Source organism: Synechococcus sp. R55.3 (assembly GCF_047461975.1).
Lineage (GTDB): Bacteria > Cyanobacteriota > Cyanobacteriia > Thermostichales > Thermostichaceae > Thermostichus.
Genome location: NZ_JANSIG010000075.1, coordinates 1 through 15,325, shown reverse-complemented (window position 1 = coordinate 15,325; position 15,325 = coordinate 1). Strand labels below are relative to the sequence as shown.

Sequence of the window (15,325 nt, the reverse complement as noted above, 5' to 3'; positions counted from 1 at the left end):
GCTGTCCTCTGGGGCCGCTAGGGATTGGGATAAAGCCCGCACCCTGCGCATAGCGCGGGTGTCGGGTAGTTTACTTTCGCAAGACTACATCATCCCCTTAGGTGCAGAGCCAGCCGCCGGCTTGGGCTCAGGCTTTTCCACCACAATCGCTTCGGTTGTGAGGTACATTCCGGCTATGGAAGCCGCGTTTTGCAGCGCTGAGCGCACCACTTTGGCCGGATCCACGATCCCCTGGGCAAACATATCCACATAGGTTCCGCTCAGGGCATCGAAGCCAAAGGGCATCTCCTTCTCCAAAACCTTTTCCACCACCACTGACCCTTCCAGACCGGCATTGTGGGCAATCTGAAAGAGAGGGGCCTGCAAGGCTCGGTAAACAATTTCTGCCCCCACCTGTTCTTCGGCATTCAACTTGGCCTTGAAAGCCGGGATCCCTTTGGAGAGGTGCAATAGCGTCGCCCCGCCGCCAGGGACGATCCCTTCTTCCACCGCAGCTCGGGTGGCATTCAGGGCATCCTCAATGCGCAGCTTGCGATCTTTGAGTTCTGTTTCAGTGGCAGCCCCCACTTTGATCACCGCCACTCCCCCGGCTAACTTGGCGATGCGTTCTTGCAGTTTCTCGCGGTCGTACTCGGAATCGGTGGTTTCCAGTTGCTTGCGAATTTGAGCCACCCGCTTTTCCACCGCCGCCTTGGTGCTGCCATCGGTCACAATGGTGGTCTTGTCTTTGGTGACAGTGATCTTGCGGGCCACCCCCATCATGTCCAGAGTGACCTTATCCAACTTGATGCCCACATCCTCAGAGATGAGCTGCCCGCCGGTGAGAATGGCGATATCTTCCAGCATGGCTTTGCGCCGATCCCCAAAAGCCGGAGCCTTGACCGCCACCGCATTGAGTACCCCCCGCAGGCGGTTCACCACCAATGTGGCCAGAGCCTCTCCCTCCACATCCTCCGCAATGACCAGAAGAGGCCGACCCTCGCGGGCCACCCGCTCTAGGATGGGCACCAGATCTTGCAGGCTGGAGATCTTGTTGCTGGTAATCAGCAGATAAGCATTCTCATACTCGGCCACCATCCGCTCCGAGTCGGTGACGAAATAGGGGGAAATGTAGCCGCGGTCAAACTGCATCCCCTCCACCACGTCCAACTCGGTTTCCAGCGACTTGGATTCTTCGACCGTGATCACCCCATCTCGCCCTACAGCATCCATGGCCTTGGCGATCATCTCTCCCACTTCGCTGTCATTGCCAGCAGAGATAGTGGCTACTTCGGCGATGGTTTTACGGCCTTCCACAGGCTTGGCATGAGCTGCAATTTGCTCCACCAAGTAGGCAGTGGTCTTTTCAATGCCGCGCCGCAGAGCCACAGGGTTGGCGCCCGCCGAGATGTTTTTGAGCCCTTCCCGCACCATGCTTTGGGCCAGGATGGTGGCTGTGGTGGTACCATCTCCGGCCACATCGTTGGTCTTAGAGGCCACTTCCCGCATCAACTGGGCGCCTGTGTTCTCCAAAGGATCGGCCAACTCAATTTCCTTGGCAATCGTGACCCCGTCGTTGACGATTTGGGGGGCACCAAACTTCTTCTCCAAGACCACGTTGCGTCCTTTGGGGCCAATCGTAACCTTGATTGCATCCGCCAGTTGGTTGATGCCCTGCTCCAATGCCTTGCGGGCCTCTTCTCTAAACAGAATCCGCTTTGCCATAGAATCCGCGATCCTCGTAAGTCTGACTGGGCTCCTACTTTGGGTACTGCCAGGCGGAGTGGGGTTCCCAGGAATCCTCCGGCTCGGCTAGCAGGGAGTTAGCACTCTAAACTCCCGAGTGCCAATCTAGCTCAAAGACGGGAGCCTGAGCAAGATGGGGCAGATCCAGAGTCACGTTTTGGCTGACAGGGGGGAGAGGGCTAGGAGTTGCCGCCGATCAGGATGTCGGGAAACTGGGCCTGGGCTTCGCTGATGGGGCGGTTGCGCCCGCCGTTTTGCCAGTAGTTGATGAGTTCGGTGGCTCGGTTAAGCAGCTCGATGCGATCCACTTCGCTGATCCAAGTTTTGCTTTCCAGCTCAGCCTTAAGCTGCTCCCAAGCGTCATCCCGCGGCCAGAAAAAGTAGTGGGTGAGGGGGCTGCGGTTTTTGGCCACCACCTGATCGACGGCAATAGCCAAATCGTTTTCCAACCAGAGGGCTTTTAGGGCGAACTTCGGCAAGGCTCTCTTCTCCTTTGGGCTACTCAACGGACGATCCGATCCTAACCAGGCAGCCTTTCATTCTGACATATGTCCTGTCCATCGGCGGGCCGAGAGCCGGAAGATGGATACGGGCTCAGCCCTGTCTGGGGGCAAAGGGCCCTAGATCACAGAGGGCTGTTTCCCCTTTCAGTACCAAGTCCCGCAGGATGGCGGCGCTGATCGGGGCCAGCAACACTCCATTGCGATAATGGCCGGTGGCAATGAGCAGATTGGCGTAGCCAGGAGCCCAACCCAGGATGGGGGCGCGCTGTCCCACTGGTCGAGGCCGATGGCCGGCCCAATGATCCAACAAAGTTGCTTCGGCCAAAGCCGGGCAGAGTCGGATGGCGCGGGCCAGCAGATCTTGTAGCGCCAGCAGCGTCGGCTCGGGATGAGGGGCCTGAAATTCCACTGTTGCCCCCACCCACAGGGATCCATCGCCCAAAGGAACCAGATGCAGATCCGCGTCGGTGACCACGGGCCCCAGGGGGATCCCGGGAGCTCTGACCCGCAGGGCCTGGCCTTTGACCGCTTGCAGGGGCACCTGCAACCCCAGCTCTTTGGCCAGAGGGGAGCTGCCCAGACCTGCCGCCAGAATGACGTGACCTGCCGAGAGGGTGAGAGCGGGGGTGTAAACCGCTTGCAGGCGAAAGGGGGGATCCGAGCTGCGCTGAATCTTCTGGACAGGCTGGTGGAAGAAAAAGCGGGATCCCTTGCGTTGGGCTGCTTCCAAGAGAGCCTGGGTTAGGAGCTTGGGCTGGACTTGTCGATCCTGGGGAGAGTAGATGGCCGCCGCCAGGTCGCTGCGCAGGCCGGGCTGCAGGGATCCCACTTCGGCAGGGCTGAGCAGATCTAGGCGGTAACCTGCTTGTCGGCGGGCCGCCAGGGTCTCTTGCCAAGCTTCCACTTCCTCCTCCCTGAGGAGTTTGAGAATGCCGCGCCGATTGACGGGCAAACTCCGGCCCAGGTCTTCCTCCAGCCGCGCGATTAGGGGATCGAACAGCTCCAGGCTTTTTAGACGCAACTGCACCACCTCCCCGCTAGGCTGGCGGCTGCAGATCCCCATCAACACCCCCAGCGACGCGCCCGCGGCGCCTGAGGCCGGCTCCCCGGCATCCACTCCAATGACCGACAGCCCAGCTGTGGCCAATTCGTAGGCAATGGCACAGCCCACCACTCCACAGCCAATCACCAACGCATCACAGTTCAACAGCCCGACCCTCAACGGAGACGCTTTTCGTAGTGATACTCCACAGAGTTGCTGCGATCGTGCAATTCACGAATTTCCGGCAGACGCACATAGCCGAGCCGCTCATAAACCCGATGAGCCGTCGTGAAGCGAGTATCTGTCCACAGATGCAGAGAGTCCGCCTGCTGCTGCCGAGCCGCAAATTCGGCCTGTTCAATCAAACGCCGACCCAAACCCCGACCGCGCACTGCGGGCAGAGTGTAGAGTTTTTTCAGCTCCATGCGCCCAGGGATCCCATCGGGCACAAGGCCGACACAGCCGACCACTTGATCCTGATGCTGCGCCACCCAAAGGGATCCCCCCATCTCCGCGAAAGCTGTGGCAGGCTGAAGCAACTCCGGCACCTCTTCGATGTCCAATACACAGCCTGGATACTCCGCAAAGACCACTTGCAAAATGTGGAGCAGAGCCGCACTGTCCGAGTTTTCCGCAGGACGGATGTCGATCTGCATCGAGCAGCGAAGAAAAAGAAATCATCGTTAAGTAAAGCTTTCTCGATTGTACCTGGGCTTGCTCGAGGACTCTGTTTTCTCTGTTTCTCAGGGAGCAGAGGATCCCTGAGGTGAGCGGCTAAGATCACTGGCATCCCCACCCCCATCTGCCCATGGATACTGAACTGCTGGTTCCCGACGTTGCCGACCTTGTGACGGAGGACGATACCCCGGTGGATAATTTCGCCTCCGAAAAGCAGCAGCGCCTCTTGACAGGGGCTCTCTACAGCGCTTTGCGCGGCAAAACCTTTTTAGCAGCGGCAAATGTAGGCATCTACACCGCCATCGGTCGGCCCCCGATTGTGCCGGATGTTTTTCTCAGCCTGGACGTCACGGTGCCGGAGCAATGGTGGGAGAAGCAAAACCGTTGCTACCTGCTCTGGCAATTTGACAAGCCGCCGGATGTGGTGATCGAGATCGTCTCCAACCGCGAAGGCGACGAGCTGGAAGGCAAGCTGAGCCGTTATGAGCAGATGCGAGTTAGCTACTACGCGGTCTTCGATCCCAATCATGAGCTGGGGCCAGAGGAGTTGCGCATTTTCGAACTGCGGGGCCGCCACTACGCGGAAATGACCGAGACCTGGCTAGAACAGGTGGGGCTGGGCCTGACGGTGTGGGAAGGCGTTTTTGAGGGGAAACAAGCTCGCTGGCTGCGCTGGTGTGATGCCCAAGGGCAGTTGCTGCTGACCGGCGATGAACGGGCTGAGTTGGAGCGGGAACGGGCCGAGCAAGAACGCCAAAGGGCGGAGCGAGAACATCAACGGGCGGAGCGTCTGGCGGCAAGATTGCGGGCTTTGGGTGAGGATCCCGATTTGGAGAGCTGAAGCCCAGGGATCCCCTTCAGCACCCACCCTCCACTACACTCAGAGAGGGAACTGCTGCCGGAGTGGCAGGGATCGTTGGACTCACAGATGGGTTATCGCCGCCGGGATTGGTTGGCCTACTGGCTGCTCAAGTGGCTGGTGGTCAACCCCTTGTTTCGGGGACTGTATTTTGGGCGCACCTATGGGCAGGAAAACGTGCCTCGCCAGGGATCCCTCATCGTCGTCAGCAACCACGCCAGCCATTTGGATCCGCCGCTGGTGGCCAATGCGGTGCGCCGCCCGGTGGCCTTCATGGCCAAGGAAGAGCTGTTTCAGGTGCCGGGGCTGAAGCAGGTGATCCAGCTCTACGGCGCCTACCCGGTCAAAAGAGGCGGCTCTGACCGCGCTGCCCTGCGGGCCACGGAAGCAGCTTTGGCGCAGGGATGGGCGGTAGGGATCTTTTTGAATGGCACTCGTACCCCCGATGGCCGCATTCCTCAGCCCCACTTGGGAGCGGCCTTGGTTGCAGCCCGCACCCAAACGCCTCTGCTGCCTGTAGCCCTTTGGGGCACGGAAAAGGTCTTGCCCAAGGGATCCCGGTGGCCGCGTTTGTTCTGCCCCATCACGGTGCGCATTGGCAACGTGATTCCCCCCCCCGCTTCCAGCGATAAGGCCGATTTGCAGCAGGTGACGGCAGAGTGCGTGCAGGCTATCCATGCCCTTTTGGATCAGGGGCGCTGAGGGTATCTTGGGCTACTAGATACTCAACAACAGGGATCCCTCCCAAGATGTGCTTTTGAAGAATCTCCTCCACCACCTCCGGCGTGACCGAGTGGTACCAAAACCCACCGGGATAGACCAGCAGCACAGGGCCGGGAACAGCATAGTCGCACGCCCGCAGGCAGTTGGCTTTGGTGCGGTGCACCCGCAGGGATCCGGCGCTCCCGATTTCCAGATCCAATTCTTTGATCCGCGATTTTAAATAGTCCCAGGCTTCCAATCCCACAGCTTTCTCACAACATTTGGGCTTGGTTTGATCCGCACACAGGAACAAGTGCCACTGATAGGTTGGAATAGAGGCCGGATGGGAATTTTGACCTGAGGATCCGGTCGGCGATGGGAGATCCGGGATAGGGGAAGAAGCGGCAGGGCGCGACATAGAGGCTTGGGCTTGGCTACAGTTGCATTATCCGCTCCGAAAGACCTACACAACACTGAACAAAACTAAGCTTTTGTCTAGTGTTGTTGCTTTCTTCCTGCTTCAGCGACCCTTGACTAGCGGTAGGTTTTAGACCTACCACCCCGCCAGAGGAGTCTCCATAGGCGTCAATTCCCCCAGAGCTTGGAGTATGTCGCTTGTTGTTCAACACCAACTTGGCCTTAAACCCCAAGAGCACAGAGCTACCTACCGGCTCTCTAGATACTAGCACTAGATACTGGCAGGTGTTGGAAGATATGGCTCCATAGCGTTCGTACCTTAGGGTGTGCAGAACTGTTCAGCAAAGTGAGGACTCCGTCCCGCTATCGCGAGCAGTCAATCGGCGATTAGAGGCAGCCCCTGTTCTCTAGGTTCTTGCCAATGCTGATGGATAACCCCAAGCAGCGACTGTTTCTTGCTCTGCTTCCCCCTCCGGCCCTGCAAGAGCAGGTGACGGCCATCCAGCAAGAGTTTGCAGAGCAATTTGCCAGCCGAGCAGCTCTGCGCTCTCCCCCCCACATCACCCTGGTGCCGCCGTTCGAGTGGCCCAGTTCCGAGCTGCCAGCCTTGACGGGATCCCTAGAGGCCTTTGCCAAGCAGCAAACTCCCGTCGCCATCCAGTTATCCGGCTTTGGGGCCTTCGCGCCGCGTGTCATTTTTATTCACGTCGTGCCCTCCCCAGAACTGCAGCAGCTACAAGCTCAAGCCCATCACCACATGGGGCTCCTTCTCAACCGGAAAGAAACGACCGCTCAAGCCCGTCCGTTTGTGCCCCACATAACCGTGGCCTTCCGAGACCTAACCCCCGCCCACTTTCGCGCCGCCTGGCCAGAGTTCAAGACGCGTTCTTTCCAGAGTGCGTTTGTAGCGTCAGCTTTGACGCTCCTCCTCCACGACGGCAAACGTTGGCAGGTTTTTGCCCAGTTCTCGATGGGGGAATAATGGGGAACAGAAGAGGGTTGCCAACCGAAGCAGCCTACTCCACCCAGTGAGCGGCCATGTATTCCGCCAAGTCCAACACCCGCTGGGAGTAGCCCCACTCGTTGTCGTACCAAGCCATGACCTTGACCAGATCCCCATCCAGCACACTGGTCATCTCCGCATCCACAATGGCTGAGCAGTCGTGGCCGCGGTAGTCGATGGAGACCAAGGGAATATCCGAGTAGGCGATGATCCCTTTCATCGTGGTTTCCGAGGCTTCCTTCAGGGCAGCGTTTACCTCCTCGGCAATCACGCGCCGCTCCGTCTGCACCACCAAGTCCACCAGAGACACATTGGGCGTGGGAACCCGTACCGCCACCCCATTCAGCTTGCCTTTCAGCTCCGGGATCACCAAAGCTACCGCCTTGGCAGCCCCCGTGGTGGTGGGCACCATGCTCAATGCTGCTGCCCGGGCCCGCCGCAGATCGCGGTGACCACCATCTAAGATCCGCTGGTCGCCGGTGTAACTGTGGGTGGTGGTCATGGTGGCACGGAGGACGCCGAACTTGTCCAGCAACACCTTGATGATCGGGGCAAGGCAGTTGGTGGTGCAGCTGGCGTTGCTGACAATGTTGTGCCGCACCGGGTCGTAGGTGTGTTGATTAACACCGTAGACAAACGTGGGAATGTCTCCCCCCTTGGCCGGGGCGGTGATCACCACCTTTTTGGCCCCCGCTTCTATGTGCTTAGAGGCACCCTGGTAGTCGACAAAAACACCTGTAGCTTCAATAACAAGATCCACCTTCCACTCTTTCCAGGGCAGGTTGCTGGGGTTGCGGTCGGAAACGGCATAGATATGCTTGCCGTTCACCACCAAACCATTTTCTGCAGGCTCAACGTCTGCTCCCTGCAATGGCCCAAGGATGGAATCGTACTTGAGCAGGTGGGCAGCCGTGCGAGCGTCTGAGGTGTCGTTGATGGCGACGATGTCGAGGTTGGACTGGGAGCGACCCAGCCAACAGCGCAAAAAGTTGCGACCAATGCGACCAAACCCGTTGATGGCTACCCTGACCACTGCTCCTGACCTCGCTGCTTGAAATTTCCTGGGGGCTGCTGCTTAGCACATGATATCGCAACCCCTGAACATTCTGAAGACAAAATTTGGGATCCAAGGGGGGCGTCTTCGCGGACGTTCACCTGCAAACCCTATGCAGAGCAAGGATTGAGCCGCTTTCAAGAAGGATAGCGCTGGTGCAGCAGAGCCATGGCCGAGGCTACATTTTCTACTCCCCGCTGCTCCAGCAGATCCGTGAACATACTATCCAGCCAGTAAAGGTGCTCGCTGATGATCTGGCTCCAGGCGCGGTAGAGTTTCACCTGTACTTCCAGGGGCAGCAGGATCAGCCCTTCGGTGGAAAGGCGTAGGGTTTGCACCTCGGTCATGCTCACTGCCGTAAAGGAGCGCCGCCGCCCCGTCAGCAGAGAAAGTTCCCCAAACAAGCGCCCGGCGTGCAGCGTGGCCAGCCAATAATCTCCCGGATGTCGCACGTACTGGCGACGCAGCTCCACCACTCCACTGAGGATCATGTACAGGTCACTACTGGGATCCCCTTCCTGGAAGATCACCTGGCCTGGGGAAAAGCGGCTGGGCAACAGGGCAGCCGTCAATGCCTTCCACTCGGCATCTTCCAAGGATTGGAAGAGCAAATGCTCGCGAACACGCTCAAACGGATAACGGGTGCTGCTCATCGCGTCGGTGATCCCAAGGGGGGCTTGAGGCCGGCTCTGTCTCATCCTACCCTTGCTGGAATTGACTTGCAGGGGGTCAGTCCTGGCGGAAGACCTCCCTTAAGCTTTCCAGCACTGCTCCTGTCAGCTCAAAGAAGCGGGTGGAGCGCCAGGTCTCGAAGCCGCGTGGCTGGGGGAGATCTACCGGGATCACCTTGGCAATTTGGCCGGGGTTGGGGGTCATCACCACCACTCTGGTGGAGAGAAATACCGCCTCTTGAATGGAGTGGGTAACGAAAAAGACGGTTTTTTGGGTAGTCTCCCAGAGGCGCAGCAGCTCCAGGTTCATTTTCTCGCGGGTGATCTCGTCTAGGGCCCCAAAGGGCTCGTCCATGAACAGCAGCTCGGGGTCAAAGACCAAGGCCCGCGCCAGCGAAACCCGCTGTTGCATACCTCCAGACAGTTGCCAGGGGTAGCTGTGCAAAAAGTTCCCCAGCCCCACCCGCTGCAACATCGCTTTGGCCCGCTCCTGACGCTCTCGTTTGGAGAGGTGCATCACCTGCAGCGGCAACATCACATTCTGCAAAGCCGTGCGCCATTCCAGCAGGGTCGGGGCCTGGAAAATATAGCCGTAGAGCCGCTCCTGCCGGGCCTGTCGGGGGCTTCGTCCTGCAATGGACACGGATCCCTCGCTGGGCTGCTCCAGATCCGCCAAAATACGCAGCAGCGTGGTTTTGCCGCAACCGGAAGGGCCAATCAAGGCGATAAACTCGCCCCGCTGCACCTCCAGATTGATATCCCGCAGCGCCACCAATTCCCCAGACGGGCTGGGGTAGCGCTTGCCAACCCCACGCAAGCTGACCAGGGATCCCACCTCACCGGCCTGTAATCCGTCAGAGACAAGGGAAGGGTTCATGAAAGAAGACAAAGGTCAGAACAGCCATCCACCCCAAAAAACCAAACGGTTAGTTGACAGACCTGACTGGGTGCCTATTCCTCAAGCACGTAGGAAATGGCGTTTTTGTTGACGCAGATAAACTCCGCATGGGCAACACGGCGGCCATTGATAAACATTTCTGAGTCGGTTAAGGGAACAAACGTGCGCTCGTCGTTGAGCAAGCTGGAGACCCGTCGCTCGAACTCCGTCCCCTCCAGAAACACCTCGCCGCGAATGTCGGTGCCATCCAAGGTGCGAATACGGATGCGCCGCCGCTCCTCTCCGATGGCCTGGGCAGTTTCATAGGCTCCCCGTCGGGCTGCTTTCTTGATTGAGCGACCCGCGGTGCTCATGGCCTCTTGCAAATCATCCAACTGTTTGTCGCTCATGTGCCCACTCTAGAACTCAGCACGGGGCCGAAAAGCAGCCCAATCGCTCCCTGTGGAGTTAAGACTAACACAACCGATCGCTCCACCTTACAAGCCGAGGCGCTAACTCTTGCAAAGCTATGCTCTGCACGTCTGTTGTGGGGCAAGACGAGCAACATCATCAAAAAATCAAAAAAGATAATGAAAGGTGGTTTCTCTCCGCCAGAGCACGGACTATGTCCCAGATTCCCTGCTGATGAAGCCACTGACAGCTCAGGTGGTACTGCGTGTAGGTTAGGAAAGAAACCACGGCCCTACTCGTGCCAACGCCGAAGAGGGATGGGTGTGAGGCTACTTAGCTTTATCTTAGTGCGCCCCCGATGGAGGCTGCATGCATCCTGGATCGATTGTCTGCTGCCGAAACCGCGAATGGGTTGTGATGCCCGCAGACACGGACGAGACCATTGTTCTCCGCCCCCTCACCGGCACCCCGGAGGACGTGGTTTACCTTCACCGGGAACTGATGGGTCTGGTGGGCGGTACCCTGCCGTTTGAGCGAGTCACGCCTGCATCCTTCCCGCTGCCCACAGCCGAGGACGTTTCCGACGCCACAAGCGCTCGTCTGCTTTGGCAAGCTGCACGGCTTACGCTGCGCGAGGGGGCTACCCCACTTCGCTCCCTAGGGCGCATTTCCATCCGGCCACGGACGTACCAATTTGTGCCCCTTCTGATGGCCCTGCGTCTGGATCCCGTGCGGCTGTTTATCGCCGATGACGTTGGCGTAGGCAAAACCATCGAAGCTCTGCTGATTGCCAGAGAACTTCTGGATCGCGGCGAAATCCGGCGCTTTTGTATCCTGTGCCCACCCTACCTGTGCGAACAATGGGCTAAGGAATTGGCGGAGAAGTTCAACCTTGAAGCGGTGGTCATCCGCTCCGGAACCGTCGGGCAGCTTGAGCGCCAAACGCCGGTAGGGCGCAGCCTCTACGAACACTTCCCCGTCCAGGTGGCAAGCATTGATTTCATCAAGACGGAGCGCAACCGAAACCAGTTTTTGCAATTCTGTCCTGAGCTAGTCATTGCCGACGAAGTTCACGGGGCAACAGCAGCCCATCCTGGCAGGAACCAGCAGGAACGGCATGCCCTTCTAAAAGCCATCGCTCAAAAGCCCGACCGACATCTGATCCTGCTGACGGCGACCCCCCACAGTGGTATCGAAGACGCCTTTCGTTCCTTGCTGGAACTGCTGCGCCCTGAGTTTGGGGCCTGGGATCCCCAAGCCCTCAATGAGGATCAACGCATCAAACTGGCTCGTCACTTCGTCCAGCGCACGCGGCGGGATATTGCTCAGACCTGGGAAGAAACTGCCTGTTTTCCAACGCGGGAATCTGTAGATGAAACCTACACTCTTTCTGAGCGGAATCGTGAGCTGTTCGAGCGCACCTATGCGTTTTGCTCGGAAATCGTGCGCACCGGCGAACATTTGGAAAAGCGCCAGCGGCGGGTGCGTTACTGGGGCGCTTTGGCGCTCTTACGCTGCGTTATGTCCAGCCCAGCAGCAGCCCTGGCAGCGCTGACCCATCGGGCTGGAGCACCGCTGGCCGAAGAGGAGACCGAGGAATTTGGGCATCTGGTGTTCGAGTCGGCAGAAGGGCGCACCGACGACGAATCGCCCACTCTGGCTCTCGAGGCCACCGGCGCAACTCTGCAAGAACAAGAAGCAGACCGCCGCAAGCTGCGCGAACTCGCTCAATTGGCCAACAAACTCTACGGCACGGACGACGACACCAAGCTTAAGCGGGCCATCAAGATTGTGCGGGATCTGCTGAAGGAAGGCTTCCATCCCATCCTTTGGTGCCGGTATGTCGCTACGGCGGAGTACCTTGCAGACCACCTGCGCCAGTCGTTGGAAACCACAGCCCAAGTGGTGTGGGTCACCGGTCGCATGGGCGACGATGAGCGGGAAGCGAAAATTGCCGAAATCGAACCTAACCGTCCTCGGGTGCTTGTGGCAACGGACTGCCTCTCGGAAGGGGTGAACCTGCAGGAGAAGTTTACGGCTGTCGTTCACTACGACCTGCCGTGGAATCCCAATCGGCTGGAGCAGCGGGAGGGCCGAGTAGATCGCTACGGCCAAAAGGCCGGGCGGGTCAGGGTCATTCGGTTTTTTGGGCGCGACAACCCCATAGACGGCGTGGTGCTTGAGGTGCTGCTCAACAAAGCGCGGGAGATCCACCGCGCCTTGGGCACCCATGTGCCTGTGCCGGAAGCCAGCGAGAGCGTCACGCAGGCCGTTCTTGAAGCCCTCTTCCTGCGCAGGGGACGCTGGTCTGCCGAACGCCAGCTTGTGCTCGACCTTGGCGTGCCAGAAGTGGAAGAGTTTCATCGGCAGTGGCAACAGTACGCCGAGCGCGAGCAGATCAATCGCACCCGGTTTGCCCAGCGGGCGCTCAAGCCCGAAGAAGTGCAGCGGGAAGTTGAGGCCACAGATGCTGTGCTAGGGGATCCCACGGCTGTGCGCGAATTCCTCCTGGCGGCAGCAGAGCGCATTGGTCTGCCTGTTTCCCCGGACAACCGACCGGGTGTCTTTCGGGCGAGCATCACTCCAGAGGCGACCAGAACCCTGCCTGAACTGGTCAAGTTGGCCCTGCCCTCCCCCAAGGACGGTCGGTGGCTCATCAGCTTCGACTCGCCCACGCCTGAAGGGGCGGAATACATTGGCCGAAACCACCGCTTCGTAGCCACGTTGGCCCGCTACCTCTTCGAGGCAGCCTTGAACGATCCCAGCCCCAATAGCAGGGTGGTCTCCCGCTGCGGCGTCCTGCGCACCCGTGCCGTAACCAAACTCACGACCATCCTGCTGCTGCGTATACGCTACCTGGTCGAGCAACCTGCTGCCCGATCCCTTTTATCGGAAGAAGTCCTGGTGCTTGCCTATGTTGGCCTGGGAGGCAGCAATCCCCAGTGGCTGGAGACCGGCGATGCCTTGCGGCTGCTGGCAGAAGCCCAGCCGGATGACAATCCCCCTCTGGCCGAGAAGCAGGAGCTAATCCGACGGGTGCTCAGCAACCTTGGAGACTGGCACAGGGATCCCCCTGAAGCCTGGGGCACAGGGCACTTGCTGCAACAAGCCATCCGGGATCGAATTGTCCGCCGCGCGGACGAACTGACTGCTGCTCACAAACGCGTCTGTCAGGCGGTGGCACTGCAGGTGCGGGGGCTGGCGGTCAAGCCGCAATTTCCTCCCGATCTTCTGGGACTCCTTGTCTTGCAACCTGTGGTGTCGCGATGAGCCAGTTCCCTGCCGTACGCCTTGAAGGGGGGCTTTTGGGCCCCGATACGCTGGAAAAGCTCCTTGCCGGCGAGCTTACTGGGCAGAAGCCGAAAGACTTTGGGCTGGACAACCGGCGCAGCCTGACGGATGAGATTGCCGGCGTCTTTGCCGAGGCCCGCGCCCAGTGGGAGATCTTCCGGCGTCGCCTAGAGCGCCTGCCGGAGAGCGACTTGGCCACCTCGGTTACTCGCGATGTCTGGTTGATCCCGTTTCTGAGCCTGCTGGGGTACGAGCTGCGCTACAACGCGCGCGCCTACGAAATAGACGGTGCCACGTTTGCCATTTCGCATCGCGCCGGAGAGGCGGAGGATGCACCGCCAGTCCACATTGTCGGGGTTCGGCAGGAGCTGGGGCGTCTGGCTCCCAGCGGTCGACCAAGACTTGCGCCCCATTCGCTGGTGCAGGAGTACCTCAACCGCAGCGATCACCTCTGGGGCATTGTGAGCAACGGCCTGAGGCTGCGCCTTTTGCGAGATTGCACCTTCGTGCGTCGCCAAGCCTACGCCGAGTTTGACCTGCAGCAAATCCTGGAGGAGCAGCGCTTTAACGACTTTGCCATCCTCTACCGGCTGCTGCACCGCAGTCGGCTGCCGCACAGGGCTGAAGATGCCCCAACCTGCCTGCTGGAGCAGTACTACCGGGACGCCTTGGAACAGGGGGGGCGGGTACGGGATCGGCTGCGGGATGGTGTGGAGCAATGTCTGAAGCGCTTGGCCAACGGCTTTCTGGAGCGCTCCAACAACACTGACCTGCGGAGGCGGATCGACCCGAAAGCCGGCAGCTCAGAGCCTCTCACCCCAGAGGAGTTCTATCGGCAACTGTTGCGCTTGGTCTATCGCTTTCTGTTTTTGCTGGTCTCGGAGGAGCGGGGGCTGATTAGCGACAATCCTCTCTACCGGGATCACTACAGCGTGACGCGGTTGCGGCGGCTTTTGGATCGGCAGAGTGCCTATACCGAACACGAGGATCTTTGGTGCAGCTTGCGGGTGCTGTGGAGGGTGTTCTCGAAGGAAGAGCTGGCCAACCTGTTGAAGGTCTCTCCTCTTAACGGCGAGCTTTTTGCTCCCCTCGATCTAGATACCTACAGCCTCAGCAATCGGGCTCTGCTGGAGGCCTTTTGGCATCTATCCTACTATCGGGAAGATGCTTCCGCCTCACCTCGGCGCGTGAACTATGCGGCGCTGGATGTGGAGGAACTGGGCTCGGTCTATGAAAGCCTGCTCGAATACCACCCTCAGATTGACACCTCGGGAAGGATCCCCCGCTTTGAGTTGGCCTTCGGGTCAGAGCGCAAGAGCACCGGCTCCTACTACACCCCGCCGGAGCTGGTGGCAGAACTCATCCGCTCGGCGCTGGAACCGGTTCTAGCAGAGCGGCTGGCCAAAGCCAAGCCAATGGCGGATGCCGAACAGGCCCTGCTCTCCCTCCGCGTCCTTGACCCCGCCTGCGGATCGGGACACTTTCTGCTGGCTGCCGCCCGCAGGTTGGGCAAGGAACTGGCAAAGATCCGCACCGGCGAAGAGGAACCCGCCCCCGAGCGTGTCCGCGAGGCCATCCGCGATGTGGTGGCGCACTGCATCTACGGCGTGGACAAAAACCCCCTGGCGGTGGAACTCTGCCGCGTGGCCCTGTGGCTGGAGGCCCACTGCGCCGGCAAGCCCCTCACCTTCCTGGATCACCACATCAAGTGCGGCGATTCGCTGGTGGGTGTCTTGGATTTGGCGATTTTGGAAAAGGGCATCCCCGATGAAGCCTTTACCCCGGTTAGCGCTGACTCCAAGGAGGCTGCCCGCTCGCTAAAGCAGCGCAATCGCACCGAGTGCCAGAGTTTGCAAACAGGGCAGCTTTCCCTTGCTTTTGACACTGACCAGGTGGTGGCTGAGCTTAGCCAGGAGCGACAGAAGCTAGAAGCCATTCCAGACAACTCCCCGGCAGAGGTTAGCCGCAAGCAGCAGCTCTACAGCCGCTACTGCCAAGACCCGCAACACCAAAAGCTAGGTTGTGTTGATCTTTCATTTGAGCCAAAAGAGAGCACTGACGAGATAGAGAAAACTCAAGAAGTTCCTGGCCA

14 protein-coding genes are annotated in these 15,325 nt (G+C 59.4%); 5 read left to right on the top strand and 9 right to left on the bottom strand.

The genetic code is table 11. The features are described 5' to 3' along the window. Nucleotides 1-84 precede the first annotated feature (84 nt). The 4 genes from groL to NW849_RS11250 all read right to left on the bottom strand — a co-directional run bounded on the left by groL (nucleotide 85) and on the right by NW849_RS11250 (nucleotide 3,926). Complete coding sequence (gene groL, locus NW849_RS11265) at nucleotides 85-1,704, bottom strand: chaperonin GroEL (protein ID WP_414357711.1); 1,620 nt, start codon at nucleotides 1,702-1,704, stop codon at nucleotides 85-87. A gap of 200 nt (nucleotides 1,705-1,904) precedes the next feature. After that, the gene (locus NW849_RS11260) at nucleotides 1,905-2,231 is read right to left on the bottom strand and encodes a 30S ribosomal protein PSRP-3 (RefSeq protein ID WP_414330048.1); all 327 of its coding nucleotides are present in this window, start codon (nucleotides 2,229-2,231) and stop codon (nucleotides 1,905-1,907) included. 88 nt (nucleotides 2,232-2,319) lie between these two features. Further along, the gene (locus NW849_RS11255) at nucleotides 2,320-3,435 is read right to left on the bottom strand and encodes an NAD(P)/FAD-dependent oxidoreductase (RefSeq protein ID WP_414357710.1); all 1,116 of its coding nucleotides are present in this window, start codon (nucleotides 3,433-3,435) and stop codon (nucleotides 2,320-2,322) included. Between the two features lie 11 nt (nucleotides 3,436-3,446). After that, nucleotides 3,447-3,926 (bottom strand): GNAT family N-acetyltransferase, encoded by a 480-nt coding sequence (locus NW849_RS11250; RefSeq protein ID WP_414330053.1) that lies wholly within the window; start codon nucleotides 3,924-3,926, stop codon nucleotides 3,447-3,449. A gap of 152 nt (nucleotides 3,927-4,078) precedes the next feature. Between NW849_RS11250 and NW849_RS11245 the strand changes: the two genes are divergently transcribed. Next, nucleotides 4,079-4,789, top strand: coding sequence for a Uma2 family endonuclease (locus NW849_RS11245; protein ID WP_414330056.1), 711 nt, complete (start codon nucleotides 4,079-4,081; stop codon nucleotides 4,787-4,789). An 87-nt stretch (nucleotides 4,790-4,876) separates the two neighbouring features. Beyond that, entirely contained in the window at nucleotides 4,877-5,509 is a 633-nt protein-coding gene (locus NW849_RS11240; protein WP_414357709.1) for a lysophospholipid acyltransferase family protein, read from the top strand. On the opposite strand, the gene NW849_RS11235 is transcribed toward NW849_RS11240, so the two are convergent. Beyond that, nucleotides 5,478-5,927, bottom strand: coding sequence for a (2Fe-2S) ferredoxin domain-containing protein (locus tag NW849_RS11235; protein WP_414357708.1), 450 nt, complete (start codon nucleotides 5,925-5,927; stop codon nucleotides 5,478-5,480). The two genes, NW849_RS11240 and NW849_RS11235, sit on opposite strands and share 32 nt — an antisense overlap. 420 nt (nucleotides 5,928-6,347) lie before the next feature. Between NW849_RS11235 and NW849_RS11230 the strand changes: the two genes are divergently transcribed. Then, complete coding sequence (locus NW849_RS11230) at nucleotides 6,348-6,908, top strand: 2'-5' RNA ligase family protein (protein ID WP_414357707.1); 561 nt, start codon at nucleotides 6,348-6,350, stop codon at nucleotides 6,906-6,908. Nucleotides 6,909-6,942: 34 nt separating this feature from the next. Here NW849_RS11230 and gap read toward each other — a convergent pair whose 3' ends face one another. The 4 genes from gap to NW849_RS11210 all read right to left on the bottom strand — a co-directional run bounded on the left by gap (nucleotide 6,943) and on the right by NW849_RS11210 (nucleotide 9,941). After that, the gene (gap, locus tag NW849_RS11225; RefSeq protein ID WP_011433307.1) at nucleotides 6,943-7,962 is read right to left on the bottom strand and encodes a type I glyceraldehyde-3-phosphate dehydrogenase; all 1,020 of its coding nucleotides are present in this window, start codon (nucleotides 7,960-7,962) and stop codon (nucleotides 6,943-6,945) included. Nucleotides 7,963-8,120: 158 nt separating this feature from the next. Continuing rightward, nucleotides 8,121-8,636 (bottom strand): Crp/Fnr family transcriptional regulator, encoded by a 516-nt coding sequence (locus NW849_RS11220; RefSeq protein ID WP_414357706.1) that lies wholly within the window; start codon nucleotides 8,634-8,636, stop codon nucleotides 8,121-8,123. 76 nt (nucleotides 8,637-8,712) lie between these two features. Continuing rightward, the gene (locus tag NW849_RS11215; RefSeq protein WP_414357705.1) at nucleotides 8,713-9,531 is read right to left on the bottom strand and encodes an ABC transporter ATP-binding protein; all 819 of its coding nucleotides are present in this window, start codon (nucleotides 9,529-9,531) and stop codon (nucleotides 8,713-8,715) included. A gap of 74 nt (nucleotides 9,532-9,605) precedes the next feature. Beyond that, nucleotides 9,606-9,941: a hypothetical protein gene (locus NW849_RS11210; RefSeq protein ID WP_414357704.1), complete on the bottom strand. Its 336-nt coding sequence runs from the start codon at nucleotides 9,939-9,941 to the stop codon at nucleotides 9,606-9,608. Nucleotides 9,942-10,359: 418 nt separating this feature from the next. Between NW849_RS11210 and NW849_RS11205 the strand changes: the two genes are divergently transcribed. After that, nucleotides 10,360-13,212, top strand: coding sequence for a helicase-related protein (locus NW849_RS11205; protein WP_414357703.1), 2,853 nt, complete (start codon nucleotides 10,360-10,362; stop codon nucleotides 13,210-13,212). Beyond that, a partial coding sequence (locus NW849_RS11200; protein ID WP_414357702.1) for a DNA methyltransferase occupies nucleotides 13,209-15,325 on the top strand: 2,117 nt, incomplete at its 3' end. The genes NW849_RS11205 and NW849_RS11200, both read left to right, overlap by 4 nt.

Excerpts from the sequence above, each read along its gene's own strand:
- groL (WP_414357711.1), bottom strand. The coding sequence starts at position 1,704 with ATGGCAAAGCGGATTCTGTTTAGAGAAGAGGCCCGCAAGGCATTGGAG.
- NW849_RS11250 (WP_414330053.1), bottom strand. The coding sequence starts at position 3,926 with ATGCAGATCGACATCCGTCCTGCGGAAAACTCGGACAGTGCGGCTCTG.
- NW849_RS11245 (WP_414330056.1), top strand. The coding sequence starts at position 4,079 with ATGGATACTGAACTGCTGGTTCCCGACGTTGCCGACCTTGTGACGGAG.
- NW849_RS11240 (WP_414357709.1), top strand. The coding sequence starts at position 4,877 with ATGGGTTATCGCCGCCGGGATTGGTTGGCCTACTGGCTGCTCAAGTGG.
- NW849_RS11235 (WP_414357708.1), bottom strand. The coding sequence starts at position 5,927 with ATGTCGCGCCCTGCCGCTTCTTCCCCTATCCCGGATCTCCCATCGCCG.
- NW849_RS11230 (WP_414357707.1), top strand. The coding sequence starts at position 6,348 with ATGCTGATGGATAACCCCAAGCAGCGACTGTTTCTTGCTCTGCTTCCC.
- NW849_RS11220 (WP_414357706.1), bottom strand. The coding sequence starts at position 8,636 with ATGAGCAGCACCCGTTATCCGTTTGAGCGTGTTCGCGAGCATTTGCTC.
- NW849_RS11215 (WP_414357705.1), bottom strand. The coding sequence starts at position 9,531 with ATGAACCCTTCCCTTGTCTCTGACGGATTACAGGCCGGTGAGGTGGGA.
- NW849_RS11210 (WP_414357704.1), bottom strand. The coding sequence starts at position 9,941 with ATGAGCGACAAACAGTTGGATGATTTGCAAGAGGCCATGAGCACCGCG.
- NW849_RS11205 (WP_414357703.1), top strand. The coding sequence starts at position 10,360 with ATGCCCGCAGACACGGACGAGACCATTGTTCTCCGCCCCCTCACCGGC.